General features: G+C 31.8%; 16 protein-coding genes. 3 read left to right on the top strand and 13 right to left on the bottom strand.

Going from position 1 to position 17,077, the window contains the following annotated elements; translation table 11 throughout:
* The first annotated feature begins 9 nt into the window (after positions 1-9).
* A complete protein-coding gene (locus tag HF295_RS08470; protein WP_312031744.1) occupies positions 10-1,596 on the top strand; it encodes a gamma-glutamyltransferase family protein in 1,587 nt (528 codons plus the stop codon).
* Here HF295_RS08470 and HF295_RS08465 read toward each other — a convergent pair.
* Genes HF295_RS08465 through HF295_RS08445 form a run of 5 tightly spaced genes read right to left on the bottom strand, consistent with a single transcriptional unit; the run spans position 1,593 to position 5,942 of the window.
* Positions 1,593-2,414 (bottom strand): AAC(3) family N-acetyltransferase, encoded by an 822-nt coding sequence (locus HF295_RS08465; RefSeq protein WP_312031743.1) that lies wholly within the window; start codon positions 2,412-2,414, stop codon positions 1,593-1,595. The genes HF295_RS08470 and HF295_RS08465 overlap by 4 nt on opposite strands.
* Entirely contained in the window at positions 2,356-3,684 is a 1,329-nt protein-coding gene (locus HF295_RS08460) for a lysophospholipid acyltransferase family protein (RefSeq protein WP_312031742.1), read from the bottom strand. The genes HF295_RS08465 and HF295_RS08460 overlap by 59 nt, the downstream gene beginning before the upstream one ends.
* Before the next feature lie 22 nt (positions 3,685-3,706).
* On the bottom strand, positions 3,707-4,441 hold the full coding sequence (locus tag HF295_RS08455) for a SagB/ThcOx family dehydrogenase (protein ID WP_312031741.1): 735 nt from the start codon (positions 4,439-4,441) through the stop codon (positions 3,707-3,709).
* Positions 4,434-4,880: a peptide-methionine (R)-S-oxide reductase MsrB gene (gene msrB / locus HF295_RS08450; protein WP_312031740.1), complete on the bottom strand. Its 447-nt coding sequence runs from the start codon at positions 4,878-4,880 to the stop codon at positions 4,434-4,436. The genes HF295_RS08455 and msrB overlap by 8 nt, the downstream gene beginning before the upstream one ends.
* 3 nt (positions 4,881-4,883) lie before the next feature.
* On the bottom strand, positions 4,884-5,942 hold the full coding sequence (locus HF295_RS08445; protein WP_376739694.1) for an Ldh family oxidoreductase: 1,059 nt from the start codon (positions 5,940-5,942) through the stop codon (positions 4,884-4,886).
* Positions 5,943-6,129: 187 nt separating this feature from the next.
* Here HF295_RS08445 and HF295_RS08440 point away from each other — a divergent pair, with 187 nt between their 5' ends.
* Complete coding sequence (locus HF295_RS08440; RefSeq protein WP_312031738.1) at positions 6,130-7,365, top strand: aminopeptidase; 1,236 nt, start codon at positions 6,130-6,132, stop codon at positions 7,363-7,365.
* A gap of 63 nt (positions 7,366-7,428) precedes the next feature.
* Here HF295_RS08440 and HF295_RS08435 read toward each other — a convergent pair whose 3' ends face one another.
* The gene (locus HF295_RS08435) at positions 7,429-7,926 is read right to left on the bottom strand and encodes a hypothetical protein (protein ID WP_312031737.1); all 498 of its coding nucleotides are present in this window, start codon (positions 7,924-7,926) and stop codon (positions 7,429-7,431) included.
* 116 nt (positions 7,927-8,042) lie between these two features.
* Here HF295_RS08435 and HF295_RS08430 point away from each other — a divergent pair, with 116 nt between their 5' ends.
* Complete coding sequence (locus HF295_RS08430; protein ID WP_312031736.1) at positions 8,043-9,200, top strand: endonuclease I family protein; 1,158 nt, start codon at positions 8,043-8,045, stop codon at positions 9,198-9,200.
* A 104-nt stretch (positions 9,201-9,304) separates the two neighbouring features.
* Here HF295_RS08430 and HF295_RS08425 read toward each other — a convergent pair whose 3' ends face one another.
* The 7 genes from HF295_RS08425 to HF295_RS08395 all read right to left on the bottom strand — a co-directional run bounded on the left by HF295_RS08425 (position 9,305) and on the right by HF295_RS08395 (position 17,028).
* Positions 9,305-10,969 (bottom strand): metallopeptidase domain-containing protein, encoded by a 1,665-nt coding sequence (locus HF295_RS08425; protein ID WP_312031735.1) that lies wholly within the window; start codon positions 10,967-10,969, stop codon positions 9,305-9,307.
* A gap of 129 nt (positions 10,970-11,098) precedes the next feature.
* Positions 11,099-12,166 (bottom strand): hypothetical protein, encoded by a 1,068-nt coding sequence (locus HF295_RS08420; protein WP_312031734.1) that lies wholly within the window; start codon positions 12,164-12,166, stop codon positions 11,099-11,101.
* A gap of 1 nt (position 12,167) precedes the next feature.
* Positions 12,168-13,235 (bottom strand): hypothetical protein, encoded by a 1,068-nt coding sequence (locus tag HF295_RS08415; RefSeq protein WP_312031733.1) that lies wholly within the window; start codon positions 13,233-13,235, stop codon positions 12,168-12,170.
* Positions 13,228-13,749: an RNA polymerase sigma factor gene (locus tag HF295_RS08410; RefSeq protein ID WP_312031732.1), complete on the bottom strand. Its 522-nt coding sequence runs from the start codon at positions 13,747-13,749 to the stop codon at positions 13,228-13,230. Before HF295_RS08410 ends, HF295_RS08415 begins: the two co-directional genes overlap by 8 nt.
* A 123-nt stretch (positions 13,750-13,872) precedes the next feature.
* A complete protein-coding gene (locus HF295_RS08405; RefSeq protein ID WP_312031731.1) occupies positions 13,873-14,484 on the bottom strand; it encodes a 50S ribosomal protein L25 in 612 nt (203 codons plus the stop codon).
* Positions 14,485-14,552: 68 nt separating this feature from the next.
* Complete coding sequence (locus HF295_RS08400; protein ID WP_312031730.1) at positions 14,553-15,617, bottom strand: NADH:flavin oxidoreductase; 1,065 nt, start codon at positions 15,615-15,617, stop codon at positions 14,553-14,555.
* Between the two features lies 1 nt (position 15,618).
* The gene (locus tag HF295_RS08395) at positions 15,619-17,028 is read right to left on the bottom strand and encodes an MATE family efflux transporter (protein WP_312031729.1); all 1,410 of its coding nucleotides are present in this window, start codon (positions 17,026-17,028) and stop codon (positions 15,619-15,621) included.
* Positions 17,029-17,077 lie beyond the last annotated feature (49 nt).

The raw sequence follows: 17,077 nt of genomic DNA, 5'->3' as shown, positions 1-17,077 counted from the left end.
GTGATTTAAATGAATAATCAGTATTTTAGTCGTAGAAAGGTAACCTATGCGAAAAATAATGTGGTCGCTTCTTCTGAAGGTTTAGCATCACAAGCAGGTCTTGATATTATCAAGAAAGGCGGAAACGCTATTGACGCAGCTGTCGCAACAGCAGCAGCATTAACTGTTGTAGAGCCTTGTAGCAATGGTATCGGTAGTGATTCTTTTGCCATTATTCATTATCAAGGTAAAACTTATGGTTTAAACAGCTCTGGCTATAGTTCTCGAAATATATCTATCGATAAAGTAAAGGCAAGAGGTTTTAATGAAATGCCTAAATATGGTCTTGTTCCAGTGACTGTTCCTGGAACACCTAAGGCTTGGGCAACCTTGATTAAACGGTTTGGAAACTTATCTTTAGAAGAGGTCTTAGAACCAGCAATTCATCTAGCAAGACATGGTTTTGTCTTAAATGAAACTGTAGGATATTATTTTGATAAAGCTATTGAGCATTATCAAAAACATAATAAGACAGCTGAGTATAATCATTTCTTTAGAGTTTTCACTGATAATGGTAGACGCTATAAGGCTGGTGATATCTTTAAGTCAGAGGAAATGGCAGAAACTTTAGAAGAAATAGCTTCTAGCAATGCTGATAGTTTTTATAAAGGTGACTTAGCAAAAAATATTGTAAACTTCATGAAAAAATATGATGGTTTTATTGATGAAGATGATTTATCAAGTTTTTCTTGTGATTTTGTTGAACCATTATCAGTAGATTATAAGGGATATGATATTTTAGAATTACCACCAAATGGTCAAGGCATGACTGCTTTAATGGCTCTAAATTTGCTTAAGGATAAAGAATTTATTAAAGATTCTCCGTCTTCTTTACACCAACAAATAGAAGCCATCAAGATTGCTTTTTCAGACACTCAAAAATATCTAACTGATCCTAAATTTATGAAGATGGATGTTAAATACTTATTAAGTCAAGAATATAAAGATTTGAGAAAAAAAGATTTGACTGATAAAGCGAAACTGATGGAGCCGATTGATTATAAATCGTCAGGGACTGTTTACTTAGCTACTGCTGACCAAGAAGGAAATATGGTTTCATTTATCCAATCAAACTATATGGGGTTCGGAAGTGGATTAGTGGTTGAGGGAACTGGAATATCCTTGCAAAATAGAGGACATACTTTCTCGCTAGATAAAGAACACCATAATGCTTTACAAGCAAGAAAAAGAACTTACCATACCATTATACCGGGTTTTATAAAGCAAAATGATAAAGCTATTGGTCCTTTTGGTGTTATGGGTGGATTCATGCAACCTCAAGGACATTTACAAGTCATTATGAATATGATAGATTACCATATGAATCCACAAGAGGCTTTAGATGCCCCAAGATTTAGATGGGATCAAGGATTAAAAGTCGCTTTAGAAACATATTTTGATGATTCAATTGTTAAGGGATTAAAAGAACTTGGTCACGATATTTTTGTTGATCCGATTGCTGGTGGTTTTGGAAGAGGACAAATCATTCTTAATAAAAAAGACCATTACGAAGTCGGGACAGAAACCCGATGTAATGGTCATATCGCTTATAACTAATGAACCTTATAATGACTGTGAAAATCTTTTGCTATTTCGAATAGTTTATTGGCATCTACAAGTGTTAATGTAGCTAAACCACATTGAACTTGTTTGTAGTCATCAGTATTTTTATATTGGTTTATATATCTTTCACTAATAATTTTAAAATTCAAATCATCATCATCAAAGTATTTGGTGATGATGGTTTTTTTTATGATTTGATCATTTATTTTTATTTGGTAGTCATGTTTACTTAAACTTGCATGCTTAGACATAAACTCTGATAAATGAATTGAGGTACATGTGTAAAAATCAGTACCCATCATCAAAATTTTACCTTTTTCTTCAACTAATTTGTATAAAGGATTGATTAATTCTCTCATATCAAAACTATGATTTAACCATGAAGAATCATTGGTCCTATTATAGACTGCTAATGATACTTCAGGGTGTAAGGTTCTTTGAACATGAGGATATCTCAAAAATGTCTTAGGTATATCTCCAATTCTTTCAGGTTCGAAGACTAAAGGATCAAAGGGTTTTCGATTCTCTATAATAGTTTGATGCCAGGAAACTGGAACAGGCGGGTTTTCCCAGTCCGTAGGTTCAGTCATTTCTGGAGTATGGGCTGGCATAATTATAACACCTTGAGTAATAGTTTCAACCAGTGCATCAATCACATCATACTGTTTGTTGACAACAAAACCAAAAGATGAAAGAGATGAATGAACTTCTAATTTAGAGTTTTTATTGATACCTAATTCATTCAAGGCTATCTTAATCATCTGCTTGGTGACTGGTTTTGTCGTTTTCTTGACGATGGATTCTAGCTTCATTTAATTTCTCCTCATAGATATATAATTCTTCAGCAGCAAAATGATATTTGCTAATGGGTACATCTTGATTAACTGGGAATAAATAATAAGTGTCATTGTTTGTTGATAAACTAACGCAATCACCTTTACCAAAATATTCATATTCTATGTGAACCCCATATTTTGATAAAACTGGTTTTTCTAATTTGAACTCACTGCCATTAATCATTGCTGATAAAGTAAATCCCTGATGATTGTGGACTAATTTGCCTTGTCCTAAACGATAAAAACCAGTACTATTAGGTAAAGAATCAATAAAAACTTCAGTAATGGTTTCGTATTGATGGTTCTCTACTTCTTTCCTGACCTCTTGTCTTTCCCATTCAAACCAATCTGGAATCATAGTAAATTTAGTATCACCATTAAGATTGTGAAGTTGATTGTATTCATCAACATGGTAAGTGTTATGACAATGATCACAATAAAGAATAGTTTCTTTAGATTTCATAGATGATTCACTAAAACAATGAGGGCATTTATATAAAACTTTATGTAAATTTTCAGCTCTATATATGTCTTTTATTTTAATTTTCTCTTTTAGTTGATACTCATAATCATTATAGTAAAATGCTTTTTTTATAATATCATTAATTTCTTGAATGCTTAAGTTATCTATTTCTTCGGGACTTAAAAGGTAGGTCATATCCACATGAACTTTAACATTGTGTTTTCTAAGATTCCATACTGGTTGATGTAAATGATGACCATGAGCAATTAAAGTGGCGACTGGAAATCGGTATTTTTTTATCATCTTCCCTACAGATTCCGGTAATATGGCTCTTGTTCCAACAAGTGAATACCTGGCTTCAGGGTAAAGCATACATATAGACTTATTTTTGTTAACTGAGTGATCGATTTGACGAATGATAGAAGGGTCAGGAACAAACTTTCTCTTACCAATACAGCCAACATTTCTCATAATTTTCTCTCTATTAATAAAACCATCAATAGCTACTATATAATTTGCTGAACGAGGAAATATTGCTCGGGTTGCCATTTTAAAATCAAAAAAGGAATTATGATTACATAAAAGTAAGTATCCTTTATTTCTTAATTCCTTCATTCCGTGTTTCTTAATCGTCATTCTTGTTATCAATGTTTCTGGAATGGCTAAGAACCATGCCAATACTTGTAAATACCATTTTGGTTTTTTAGGCATCGATTTTAAATCAAAACGAGGCATTTTTTCTAGTTCTTCTAGTGTTGCATATCTTATTTTGCTAATTTTCATTTCCCTATCCCTTATTTAAGACTTATTTCTTTTTACCTAGCGTAGCACAATAGATGGTGAAATGATCATCACCATTAATTTTTAGTATTTTATCAGTCTCATCTTGTTTGTAAGCTGCAATAGCACAGACACCTGAATCAATAACTTCTGCGATTAAGGACAAGTTTTGGCAAGCATGGCCGGCCTCTAGGCAAGCTAATTTAGGCCCTACATATGCATACTTATATTCAACCCTTGGTAATACATGGGTGAAGTAAAAAACAAGAGCAGCCCCCCTCAATTGTCTTAATAAAGCTTGATTTACTTTATCCTTTAAGTTTTCTTCATTATTAATCAATGCCAACTGATGTTTATCTTGAATATAAAGATATATACCTGATTCAACACCTTCTACATGATTCACATAAATATAAGTTTCTCCTGAATTTGTAGCTCCAGCTGTTGGAATGGTTTTAAAAGTTATACCATTTTCAATATGATCAACCCTACATGTTTCATATAATATGTAGGATAATTCTTCAAAAGAAAGAGCTTGTTCCTTATAGGACCTAGTACTCCTTCTTGAAGCAATGACTTCAGTTAAAGTTTTTTGTTTAATATTTGGAAATATTTTTAATAAATCAATGATTTTTTGACTCTCAGGATGATAAAACTTCTCAGGTTCTTCTTTCTTCATTTGCCTATAGGTTTTCAATGTATATAAATCAGTCCAGTCTGGTCTTATTGCTTTTCTCGCTTCTTTAATTTTTTCAATCATTTTGGTTCTCCTGGAACAAGTAAAGGTATTTGCCATAACCCTTTTCTCTCATCTCTTCTTTTGGTATAAACTCTAAAGCAGCAGAGTTCATACAATATCTTAAACCACCTTTGTCTTTAGGACCATCAGTAAAAACATGACCCAAATGACTATCAGCTTCACTTGATCTGATTTCAGTCCTAAACATCCCATGTGAAAAATCACTTTTTTCTACAACTTCTTCTTCATTGATAGGCTTTGTAAATGACGGCCAACCACAACCAGAGTTATATTTATCGAGCGATGAAAATAATGGCCTTTTTGAAACAACATCTACATAAATACCATCTCTAAATTCATCATCATATAGGTTGTTAAAAGGCTGTTCTGTAGCATTTTCTTGAGTCACCTTAAATTGTAAGGGTGTTAGTTTTTTTATTTGTTCTTCATATTTTTTCATTGGTTAAAAAGGTAAATCGATATTTAGATTTAACTTTTTATTCACCTCCTTAATATCATTTTGACTGGCCTTAGTTAATGGAAGACCCTTATCTTTTCTTTCTAGCCAAGCTAGATACTCTTTTTCTCCAGCTGTATAAATACGTTCTCGCCCTGGAGCTTTTTTTGAAGCCCTCAAAGCTCTTAATATATCTCCTGTGGTTTTTCTAAAACTTTTAGAACCCATAAAAGCTTCTGTATCAATCGCAATAAAAAAATGACCTAAATGGTAAGGCTTTTTCTGTCCTGATTCATCAACCCCTGATAACATTTTTAAAAAACTTCCTGCCTGTAAAGCAGCCGATAATATCTCAACCACAGTGGCATATCCATAGCCTTTGTAACCGGCAAGTTCTTCGCCAATTCCCCCTAAAGGAGCTAAAGCTGCATTTTCATTTTTTAAGTCTTCTAAAATTTGTTTTGAGTCAGTTTTAGGAAGACCATCTCTACCAAGAACCATACCTTTTGGTGTATCTTGATTTATCTTTGCAAAATACTCTATCTTTCCTCTTTGGGTTATACTTGTGGCACAATCTAATATAAAAGGAAATTCTTCATCACTTGGCAAACCAATGGTTAAAGGATTGGTTCCTAACATGTTTTCAACGCCAAATGTTGGAGCTATAGATGGTCTGGCATTGGTTCCAGTTATTCCTATCATATTTTCTTTTGTTGCCATAGAAGCATAATACCCTGCAATACCATAGTGGGTAGAGTTTCTAACCGCCACCATGCCCATACCATATTTTTTCGCTTTTTCAATGGCCATATTCATGGCTTGAAAAGATGCGACCATTCCCATGCCATCGTTGGCGTCTAGCACAGCGGTTGTTGGTGTTTCTTTTAGAATATCTATTTTTGTTATAGGTTTTTGAATTCCATCTAAAATCCTATCCACATATATGGGCTTAAAGCGATTGACTCCATGCGATTCAATACCTCGACGATCACTTTCCATCAACACATCTGCGCAAATTGATGCATCTTCTTTTGAAAGCCCTAATTTCATAAAGGCTTTCACCATAAAGTTCTCAATAAAACCCCATTGAACCCATTGTTTTTCTTCCAAAATATCACCTCTTTATTCAATTTTATTATATCACAAAATATCAGACAATAAAAAAGCTAAGATTAATCTGAAATGTTTTTCAAAGCTCATAATTCATGATATACTATCCATAGTGAAAAAACAATTAGAAAGGAAGTCAATTATGCCAAAAGAAATTTTAATCGATAAGTTAGCAAACTTATCAGTACAAGTTGGAGCTAATGTTCAAAAAGACCAAGTAGTCGTGGTTAATGCTTCAACAGAAACAAGAGATATTGCAAGAAAAGTTGTTGAAAAAGCTTACCAAGCTGGAGCTAAGGAAGTTATCGTAAACTGGAGAGATGAATATACTGGAAAAATGGCGGTTGAATACCAAAGTATTGAAAGCCTTGAAAATATTCCTGAATACGCTATCAGTCGTTATAAGTACTTCGTTGATAATGGTGCCTGTGTTATTAGCATTGTGTCTCCTATTCCTGGGTTAAACAAAGATTTAGACCCTAAGAAACAACAAGCTCAAGCCATCGCTTCTTCTAAAGCCCTTAATTTTTATCGTGAACATATGATGGGTAATAGAAGTCAATGGACAATCATTGCCGCTTCAAACCCTATTTGGGCTAAAAAAGTTTTTCCAAATTTAGATGAGGATCAAGCTGTTGAAGCATTATGGGATGCTATCTTTAAAGCATCAAGAGTTTCAGAAGACAATGACCCAGTCGAAGAATGGCTAAAACATAATTCAAGTTTAATCAAACACAACCAAATTCTTAATGACTATCAATTTAAATCATTATACTTTAAAAATGCACTTGGAACTGATTTAAAAGTTGATTTAGTCAACAACCATGTATGGAGTGGTGGCCAAGAAGAAGGCACCAACGGTGTAGTTTTCAATCCTAATATTCCTACTGAAGAAAACTTTACCATGCCTTTAAAAACAGGCGTAAATGGAAAAGTTGTCGCTACCAAACCTTTAGATTATCAAGGTAATTTAATTGAAGATTTTTGGCTTGAATTCAAAGACGGGAAAGTCGTAAATTATGATGCTAAAGAAGGTAAAGAAAATTTGAAAAACTTAATTGAGTTTGATGAAGGTTCTTCTTACCTTGGCGAAGTTGCTCTGATCTCTCACAATTCACCAATTTCACAATCTAATATCTTGTTCTTTAACACTTTATTTGATGAAAATGCATCTTGCCACCTAGCTTTAGGTAGAGCATATCCGATGAATATTCAAGGCGGAACTGAAATGTCAAAAGAAGAATTAGCAAAGCATGGCTATAACAATTCTATGGCTCATGTAGATTTTATGTTTGGTTCTGAAGATATGGACATTGTTGGTGAAAGTAAAGACGGAAAAAAAGTTCAAATATTTAAAGACGGAAACTTTGTAATTTAATTAATATTAATAAAAAGCTTAAATTCTAGTTGAATTTAAGCTTTTTTTAAATTTAAATATAATTTAAGAGAAGATTGCTGTCTTAGAACCATCAGGAAAAACAGCTTGTACGGAATAGTTTTCAATATTTTCCGAAGGTAATTCAAACTCATTAGTATCGACAATAACAAAATTAAAATCAAAAGTGACTAAATAATGAGTGGCTTGATCAATTTCATTCCAAGAAAGAATTTGATTGTTAAGATATACACTAATATTCGCTTCTTGATTATAATCTATCTCAAATACATAAGTTCCCATTAAAGAATCTTCATATCCTTCAGCCCTAGCGACTACCTCAATTGAATATTGACCTTCTTGAATAAAACCATCTAGATAGGCTATATCTCTTTCAAAATTCTCATCATTTATTGTAATCAAGTAAGTTTGTGCATAATCTACTTCGTCCCAAGTTAAAGCCCCATCATATGAAAAGTTACTAGGTGTATCCAGTTTCGGGGTTACAGAAGCAGAAAAGACAAAACTTGTAAGTAGGACAAACATCATTAATAATTTTTTCATTATTATCACTCCTTGTATTTATATTATAACACGAAAAATGTATAGATAAAATACTAAATGAATCTATATAAAATTATTATCCTATGTTAAGATATTGGGTAAGGAGAGTGAACACCATGAAGAAAAAATTAACCATGATTATTTCCATTATTGTTTTTATTATAGCCGCTTTCATTTATTTAGATTCTAGTTTTGAACTCGGACTTGTGGATAAAATAGAAAGACAATTCGATACACAAGCACCTGAAATTAAAACTGATAATCTAAGAGCCAAATACCTATTAAATGAAAATTTTAATTTAGATGTTGAATGTATAGACAATCTTGATGATGCATGTGAAGTCATCATCATTGGTGACTTTAGTACTCAAGAAGAAGGAAACTTTCAAGTAGAATTAATTGCTACTGATAATAAGGGTAATTCAAGTTCATTTATTTATGAGTATGCTGTTGTAAAAAATGCTGATGGTTCCATGTATATTCCTTTAGGTTACTATGATGGTATAGATAATCTTGAGGGTGAAGCATTAAAAGAATTCTTAAATGAAATTACAAAAAATCATAGAGTATATCCCTATACCGATGATCAAACAGACGTATGGGATATATTAAGAGCAGCTGATCAAGACCCAAATAACGAGAACAATGTTATAGGTTTCTATACTGGATTATCTATACCCAAAGATTGTCAAGATACCAATAATCCACCTTCATTTTGCCAAATAGATGCTTATGGAGAAAGTAAAATAGTTGAGTGGAATAGAGAGCATATCTGGTCGAAATCAAGAGGATTTCCTACCGAAACATATGACGCCTATACAGATGCTCATCATTTGGTTGCAGCTGAAAGAGTCATGAATTCCATTAAAAACAACCGATTCTTTGAAGATTGCCATGATGGGGATGATATTGATATAGAAGATAGAGGTTATGATAACTATACATGTAATGTTTGGGATTTTGAACCAAGAGATGAAATCAAAGGCGATGTTGCTAGAATGATATTTTATATGGTCATTCGTTATGAAGATGAGACTCTTGATTTAGAAATCGTTAATGACCCTATGTCTTTGTTAGATGATAGGAATGATGATGATCCTATTTATGGAGATATTGATGACTTATTAAGGTGGCATATAGAAGACCCAGTGAGTGAGAAAGAAATTTTAAGGAATGAACTAATCTTCTCTTATCAAGGCAACCGAAACCCATTTATAGATTTGCCTTCTTTAGTAGAGTTAATTTGGGGAAGTCACGATAAATATCAGGAATAAGTAAATTAATCAAAAAAGAAAAGGAAGAAATTAGTATTCATATACTAAGATCTTCCTTCTATTTAATATAAAATAAATGTAGATCGCTTTAGTAAGCGATTTTTTTATTTGAAGGTTATTTTAATATTTGCTGATTCTTGGTCTATAAACTCAATTGAAATTGTAAAATTAACCTGACTACCATTATACCACTTATAGTTAGGGTATACATTACCGTTTAGTATATCTCCGACTTGAAACAAGTCTGAATTTTCAACAAGAGAATAATCTTCAATTGATTCATTCATATCAGCTTCCACAATATTAATTAGCTTGTAGAGAGAGTCTGTATTGTTATTATTAAATATCGAATAATAGACTAAATCACCATTATATCCTTGATCAATCTGAGCTGCTACATGAAAAATATTAATTCCTGTCTCAGTAAATATATAATCTGGATCATGAGAATTCAAGCCTTCAGGCGTGTAATAAGTTATTAAGAAATATTCGTCAAAAATGCTTCCATTCCAATGATTGGTTACTAATAGCACATCACCATTATCTAAGTGTGGAGTAATGGTCGTTAGAGATGACGAATCAATGACTTTGGGTGTTATCCATCCTAATAGAATTTTTGAAAAAGGATCATGGTCACCAATATTGTAATCCATCATATAAGTACCTAAGCCACCATTGTTATGACTATCTTCAAAAGAATAATCATAGTAATCATCTAAGCCAAACATATGACCTGTTTCATGAATGAATGTCCTTGCATTTATATTATCATTACCTTCTTGAAGAAAGTCATTGGAAGCCCACATAAAGTAATTTGGACTAACGCCATCGAAGTTATCCTCATAAGCATAATAATACTGATATGCCCACCACAAGTCGGTTTCAGCGTCAGATGGATGATTATAAACAATATAAATTCCATCAATAAAACCATCTTGGTTAGCATCATATTGTGAATAATCTATTTGATTATCATAATAAGTCAACAATTCATATATAATATCACTTTCAACATAGGTGATTTCATCGTCTCCATAAACATATTCTCCAGTGTTAGGATTAGTTTCATAGAATTTATCATTCTCTACTTTATAATAAGTTGAATTTTGACTTGTCGTGTAATAACCAAAAACATCAGCCTTAATATTTAATTGATTAAATGATGACTTTTGATAATAAGAACTTACTGATTCAAAATCTATTTCTGAAGATTCACCATTGAACGCAAGTTCAATATCTTGGATAGATGGATTAGATGGCTGATATGGCATATCAGGAAAATCAATTGCAAAAACAAGTACATTGACATCACCCATTGATGGCAAACCATAGCTATCAAGTTCATCTTGCAATAAGGAATAGTTAGTAGGCATAAATGATTGATCTACAAAGGTTGTTTCTACATCCGTTGTTGGGTACTCTGTCGTTGGTTCTTCTGTTGTTGGCTCCTCTGTTATTGGTTCTTCTGTCGTTGGTTCTTCTGTTGTTGGTTCTTCTATTGTTGGTTCTTCTGTTGTTGGTTCCTCTGTCGTTGGTTCTTCTGTTGTTGGTTCCTCAGTTGTTAGTTCCACTGTTGTTAGTTCCACTGTTGTTAGTTCCACTGTTGTTAGTTCTTCTGTTGTTAGTTCTTCTGTTGTTAGTTCCTCAGTTGTTAGTTCCACTGTTGTTGGTTCAAAGGATATATTTTCTTCTGTTGAAGAGTCAAAACCGTCGCATGAAGCTAACATAAATGTTATTATTAAAATAAATAGTAGTGATATTTTTCTCATATGTCCACCCTTTCAGTATGAATATTATATCACAAGCTTAAGAAATCAAAACACTTTTTATATATTATTTTTTTAAGGTCTTTAAAGAATTAAACTAAAAAAAGAGCCAAACGAATTGGCTCTTTTTGTCTATAAGATTGTTGTTTGATGATTTTCTTGCATATAGCTTCTATGATGATGACGCTTGTTAAACTGTCCACCTTGTCCTTGACCTCGATTAGGTGTTACTTGATAAGCATAAATCACTTCATTTGTTTCAGGATCAATACTTTTCGTTAAACGAATATTACCTTCACTAACTTCATCATTAGTCTCAATTCTATAGTTAATATGAATGTAAGTAACTCCACTGTTTTCTCTTAAATGGAATTGATATCTAGCATACTCATCGCCTTCAATCATTTCTAACTGTACGTGTTGCATATGATCATTCTCAAATATCATCACTTTTGATCTTGATACAACTTGACCATCTTTAACCATTTGGTAGAAGAATTTTTCTTTATCTACTTCAGTGTCATCTATTTGGTAGTTCACTAATACAAAGTTTTCTTCATCAATAAATGAACGAATTCTTGAAATTTCTTTACCATTAACATTTAAAATTTTCCCTTCAACTTCATAAGTTATATCACCAATAATCATTATACCTTGAATTAACTCTTCAACAAATTCATCATCTTCATCTTCGAATCTCATAGAAGGTTGTCTATCAGGGTTAAATGCTAATGGCTCTGTCGCCGGAGCTACTGTTGTTGGTTCATCAGTGACTGAATCTTCTGTTGTTGGTTCATCAGTAATTGGTTCATCAATTGTATAGACATTATAATATAACTTAAATTCCATCGCTTCTTGGCTGATACCCAAAGTTGTATAAACAATCATGTACTCATAATCTTCATTATCAGATTGGGTCGTTTCAACCTCTAATTGATCATTCCCTAAAAATGTTTCTATCATTTCCACATAAGAATCTAAGTCATTTATATCATCTTCAGAGAAGTCTGTTGGATTCATAACATTGGCCATTTCTTCTACAGTGCCTTCATTATATGATAATAACATACTTGATGAAACTGCTTGAATTGCTAATACTTGTTCATCGGACTGAATAATTTCATCAGTCACCTCACTTGAACAACTCATAATTCCTATACCTATTCCTAAACCTAAAATCAATAAAAATAATTTTTTCATTTTAATTCCTCCTTTTCACTATATATACGTTTGAAGGTTGGTTTTTATTGGTAATATTTAAAAAAATATTTAAACTCATATTTCCAGGACCTCGTCCAGGGTTATTTTGATGAGGTCTATTTGGTTTTTCTTTTTCAATAATTGATTGATCATCAAATTTAAAACGATATATTGGTTGACCAGTATCTTGGTTTTCTTCTACAGATACTTGATAACGTCCATTCATTTGTCTTGCCATATCGCGAACAGAGTAATCTACCTCCATTGATTGATTCGGATTTCTTTTCATCATTAAAGAAATTTGCAATCCTTGTTTATTTTGATAATTAAAGTTTGCTTGATAAGCATCATTTTGATAATCTAAATCTATTTGAGTAGAAAATTGTTCCAAATTATTTTTCATATATCTAAAATTAAAAAGATTGGGCTTTTGATTATTAATTTCAATAAAATCTTGGTCATTTTCGTATAGTCTAAAACGATCACTATTTTTTACAAACTGATAGTCTGATTCACCAGTAAAAACAAGACCTGTGATGTTATCATTGCTTTGATTATAATATACATCATATTCAATGAGCACTTGATTTAATGAATAAGCTTTGAAATGAATACGGTATTCATAATCTTGTCGATCTGATTCTAAAACTTGGTATGATATTTGATTTCTTTGATTTACAATCATTTCTGCTAGTTCTATCATTGGTGTCATTTCATCTAAATAATCTTCAACATCATCAGCAGCCGACATACTTAAGGATTGATTTTCAATATTTGTATATTCTAGAAGACTTTGAGCTGACACTGTTTGAAAGGCCAAAGACTCTACATCTGATAAGTAAGGAAGATCAGTCTCAGGACTTTGAATGGTTTGATAAATGAAAAAACCTGTGATAATAAATAAAAAAGTAGATAATACTAATTTAAGGTTAAAAGAAAATTGCGGTTTTTTAACAGTTTCTGTTTTCGGTTCAATTGTGATGTCTTGAATATTGATTTTATCAAAAACATCAGGAATTTCATTAATTGCACTTTCTTTAATTCTATTCTTTAAATCTTTATTATTCATTTGAACCCACCTCCTTCTTAAGTTGCTTTATGGCTTTACTGTATATCCATAAGACAGTGCCTAATGGTTTATCAACCATTTTGGCTATATCTTTAAATTTATATTCTGATACAGCTCTTAACAAGACTATTTGCTTTTCGTCTTCATTTAGACTTTCTACTAAATCTGATACATGATAGGTTTTACCCTCAGTTTTTTGAGATGCATGATAATAAGCTTGTTCCTGAGGATCGTATAAGGTTTCTTTTTTGGATTTCCTTAAATAATCTAAAGCAGTATTTTTAGCAATTTGAATTAACCAAGCATTAAAATTTCTTCCTTTTTGATACTGTCTTATTTTTTGTATCATTTTTATGTAAGTGTCTTGCATTAAATCTTCAGTTACAGTTTTATTTCTTACTAATGAAATAATTATTGAAAAAACACCTCTTTTAGTATGTTCGTAAACTACTTTAAAGGCGTCGTTATCTTTTTCTATAAGTTTATCAATATAATCATCGTAATTAATAGGCATAAATCCTCCTATAAATATTATAGCACTTCGCCTCTATCATATATACGAATGAATTATGGTTTTTATTGGTAAAAAATTTAAATTAGAAAAAAAGCACTCATTATGAGTGCTTTTAAGTCAAAATTATTCTTCGTCTTTTTCAGACTTTTCAGTAATTATTTCAACATCTTCTGGATCAACTTCTTCAGTTTCTAGTTCTGCTTCATCATAATGTGTTTCCACAACCGATACAACAGTTTGTTCTGAATCAGTGTGAACTTTCAATCCTTCTGGAATTGTCAAATCTTTAACAGCTAAAGAATCTCCGATTCTTAACGCAGAAACATCAACATCAATGTGAGATACACCTGAACCAACATTGTATTCAACTTCTAATGAATCATTAGGAACTGAAACCATAACACCAGGTTTTTCAACTTTTTCTCTACCGATAATATTCAATGGAATATTTGTAGTAATAGTATCGTCTTTTGATACTTTTTGTAGCTTAATATTTAAGAAATCATTGTGTTTTACGATATCTCTTTGAATGTCTTTAATGTATACTAAATGTTTTTTATTACCTAATTTCACTTCAAATGTTTGCGTTAATCCTTTTTCATTCAATGTATCATGAAAAACTTTTTCATCAACTTGAATTGAAATTGGTTCAATTGTTTTACCAAATAATACACCAGGTATTTTTTTCATACCTCTTACATTTTTTAAAGATTCTGTACGTTTTTCTATTTTCATATTAGGCTCCTTTCTCTCAAGTTTACATAAATCACAAGTATTATATCATAAAATATTCATTTTTGCACTTAAGAGATTTTTAATTTAGATTTTTTTTGGTTTACTTGTCTTTGTCTAGGGCATAAACTTCCATCTTCTCGCCATCTACATGGCTGACATTGTAAACAATATAAAATTTCTTCATGATTTTTCAAATGCTTAGTAAAATTATAATCTGCCAATTGTGTTCTTCCTAAAGCAACAAAATCTAATAGGTCACTCTCAATAAGGCCTTTAATTTGAGCTTCAGTACGGATACCATAAACCCCTATAACTGGTATTGTTACCTGTTTTTGTATAAGAATTCCTCCATATGTAATCCAGTGATATGGAAAGTCTTTTGGTTTTTCAATCTCACTAGCATCTAGGCCAGATGAAACTGATAAATAATCATAACCAGTTTTTTCAAATTCCTTTGCCATTAAAATAGATTCTTCTAAAGAATTTTCATTACAACCCATGCGAATACCAATAATAAAATTAGGACTTGTATGAGTTCTTACTTCATGGTATATTTCTTTAGCTATCCTTATGCGGTTCTCAAAAGAACCACCATACTCATCTTTTCTTTGGTTTGACTTTAATGAAAAGAATTGAGTCAGCAAATAACCATGAGCGCCATGGATTTCAACACCATCAAAGCCTGCTTTATATGCCCTAATAGCAGCTTCTTTAAAATCATGAATCAGAGATTTTACTTCTCCATATGAAAGTCCACGTGCATTTTTATATGGAGACGCTGATACAATATCATTAAAACCTGTTACCTTAGTTTTTTGACCAGCATGATGGATTTGTACGACAATAGGCACCTTTTCTTGATGAACAGTATCTACCAACTGTTTTAAACCTGGTATAAATTGATCATCCCAAATACCCAATTGACAATCTGATAATCTACCTAATGGGTGAATGGCAGTAGCTTCTAGGACAATCAAACCTATGCCGTTTTTAGCTATCTGATAATAATGATCTATTTTACGATCATTAACAAAACCTTCTTTAGAATAATTAAAAGTAACCATAGGCGGTAATACTAAACGATTTTGTATTAATGTTTGATTAATTTTTTTTGTTGAAAATATTTTTGTCATTTTATAACCTCACAATTATTGATTTTAATTCAAGCATTTCTTTTTTATATACGATAAATGATATAGTTCCAGTAACAACATCAGCGACAACAAAAGTCCACCAAATTCCATCAATACCCATGATATATGTGAGTAAAATAGCGAAAGGAATGAATAATATAAATCTTCTAGATAAGGCAACTAAAAATGCTCTTAATGGATAACCCATGGCTTGATACGAACTTGATAAAACCACTTGATAAGTTACAAAGGAAAAGCCAATAGCTACAATTCTAAATGCTTTTGAGCCTAAATCAATAAATCTCTCTATATTTGTCGCATCCTCAGCCTTAGTAAAAATAGAAAACAAGGGTTCGGAAAAAAACATAATCATAATTAATGCAAAGGTAAAGTAAATGAATAATAATTTGGAGGCATAGGAGATTACTCCATAAACTCTTCGATACGTTTTAGCGCCAAAATTATATCCCACTATAGGAACCATTCCTTGTACAAGACCAAAACCAGGCATTAAAGAAAACCTTATTAAACGGTTTATCACCCCATAAATAGCTTGATAATCAGTCGCAAGTTCTTCAGTTGGTGCGTAATCTTTGATTAAATTGTTAACCAATATAATTAAGACAGAGCCCATAGCTACTCTAGCAAATGAAGGCGCTCCAATCAAAATCATTTCTTTCGCTGCGGATAAATCTATTTTATAAATGCTTTTCAAATCTATTCTCAATGAAGATTTTCTTGAAAAAGCTTGTAAAAAGATAAAAATAAAAGCTGCAGTTTTACCGATAAGTGTTGCGTAAGCAGCACCCTTAACACCTAAATTAAATCCCCAATCAAATATAAATATAGGATCTAGTATTATATTAAGCCCAGCGCCAATGACCAGAGACCACATTGCAATTTTAACCCTACCTTCAGCCCTTGTTAAATTATTCATCATCACACCCAAGGAAAAAGGAACCAAAGCAATTAATATAATAAGCAAATAATCTCTTGCATAAGCAATATTACCTGAAGTAGCTCCAAAGAAGATTAATAAATCATCAAGATATATATAAGTGATAAAACTAATAATTAGTGTTAAGGAAATATTAAGGATGATCGCTGTATTTACAGCTTTCTTCATAGTATCATAATCTTTACGACCAAAGGCTCTAGAAAAAACTGATGCAGATCCCACACCTAACATTAAACCAATAGCCAGAACAATTAATTGGATTGGATAGGCAATAGTTAGAGCACCAATCGCATCAGTTCCGAGTCCTAAAGACACAAAAAAAGTATCAACCAAATTATAAAGAGCATTCACAATCATTGCTAAAGTTGAAGGGATAGCTAACTTGATTAATAATTTTTTAATATTCATTTCTTTTAACATGGTTTCATTTTTTTTATTAACTGATGTCGCCATAGATTTCTCCAATCTCAATCCATATTATACATAGAATAGTCAATAATGT

Origin of the sequence: Hujiaoplasma nucleasis, assembly GCF_013745115.1 — a bacterium.
Lineage (GTDB): Bacteria > Bacillota_I > Bacilli_A > Izemoplasmatales > Hujiaoplasmataceae > Hujiaoplasma > Hujiaoplasma nucleasis.
Note: the sequence above shows the minus strand (reverse complement) of the source record. Positions and strands in the feature narration are given on the sequence as shown.

Bases quoted from the DNA above. Each gene is read 5' to 3' on its own strand.
- HF295_RS08415 (WP_312031733.1), bottom strand. From the start codon at position 13,235: ATGAATAATAAAGATTTAAAGAATAGAATTAAAGAAAGTGCAATTAAT.
- HF295_RS08425 (WP_312031735.1), bottom strand. From the start codon at position 10,969: ATGAGAAAAATATCACTACTATTTATTTTAATAATAACATTTATGTTA.
- HF295_RS08445 (WP_376739694.1), bottom strand. From the start codon at position 5,942: ATGGTGAAAGCCTTTATGAAATTAGGGCTTTCAAAAGAAGATGCATCA.
- HF295_RS08470 (WP_312031744.1), top strand. From the start codon at position 10: ATGAATAATCAGTATTTTAGTCGTAGAAAGGTAACCTATGCGAAAAAT.
- HF295_RS08435 (WP_312031737.1), bottom strand. From the start codon at position 7,926: ATGAAAAAATTATTAATGATGTTTGTCCTACTTACAAGTTTTGTCTTT.
- HF295_RS08405 (WP_312031731.1), bottom strand. From the start codon at position 14,484: ATGAAAATAGAAAAACGTACAGAATCTTTAAAAAATGTAAGAGGTATG.
- msrB (WP_312031740.1), bottom strand. From the start codon at position 4,880: ATGAAAAAATATGAAGAACAAATAAAAAAACTAACACCCTTACAATTT.
- HF295_RS08465 (WP_312031743.1), bottom strand. From the start codon at position 2,414: ATGAAGCTAGAATCCATCGTCAAGAAAACGACAAAACCAGTCACCAAG.
- HF295_RS08400 (WP_312031730.1), bottom strand. From the start codon at position 15,617: ATGACAAAAATATTTTCAACAAAAAAAATTAATCAAACATTAATACAA.
- HF295_RS08395 (WP_312031729.1), bottom strand. From the start codon at position 17,028: ATGGCGACATCAGTTAATAAAAAAAATGAAACCATGTTAAAAGAAATG.
- HF295_RS08440 (WP_312031738.1), top strand. From the start codon at position 6,130: ATGCCAAAAGAAATTTTAATCGATAAGTTAGCAAACTTATCAGTACAA.
- HF295_RS08410 (WP_312031732.1), bottom strand. From the start codon at position 13,749: ATGCCTATTAATTACGATGATTATATTGATAAACTTATAGAAAAAGAT.
- HF295_RS08430 (WP_312031736.1), top strand. From the start codon at position 8,043: ATGAAGAAAAAATTAACCATGATTATTTCCATTATTGTTTTTATTATA.
- HF295_RS08420 (WP_312031734.1), bottom strand. From the start codon at position 12,166: ATGAAAAAATTATTTTTATTGATTTTAGGTTTAGGAATAGGTATAGGA.
- HF295_RS08460 (WP_312031742.1), bottom strand. From the start codon at position 3,684: ATGAAAATTAGCAAAATAAGATATGCAACACTAGAAGAACTAGAAAAA.
- HF295_RS08455 (WP_312031741.1), bottom strand. From the start codon at position 4,441: ATGATTGAAAAAATTAAAGAAGCGAGAAAAGCAATAAGACCAGACTGG.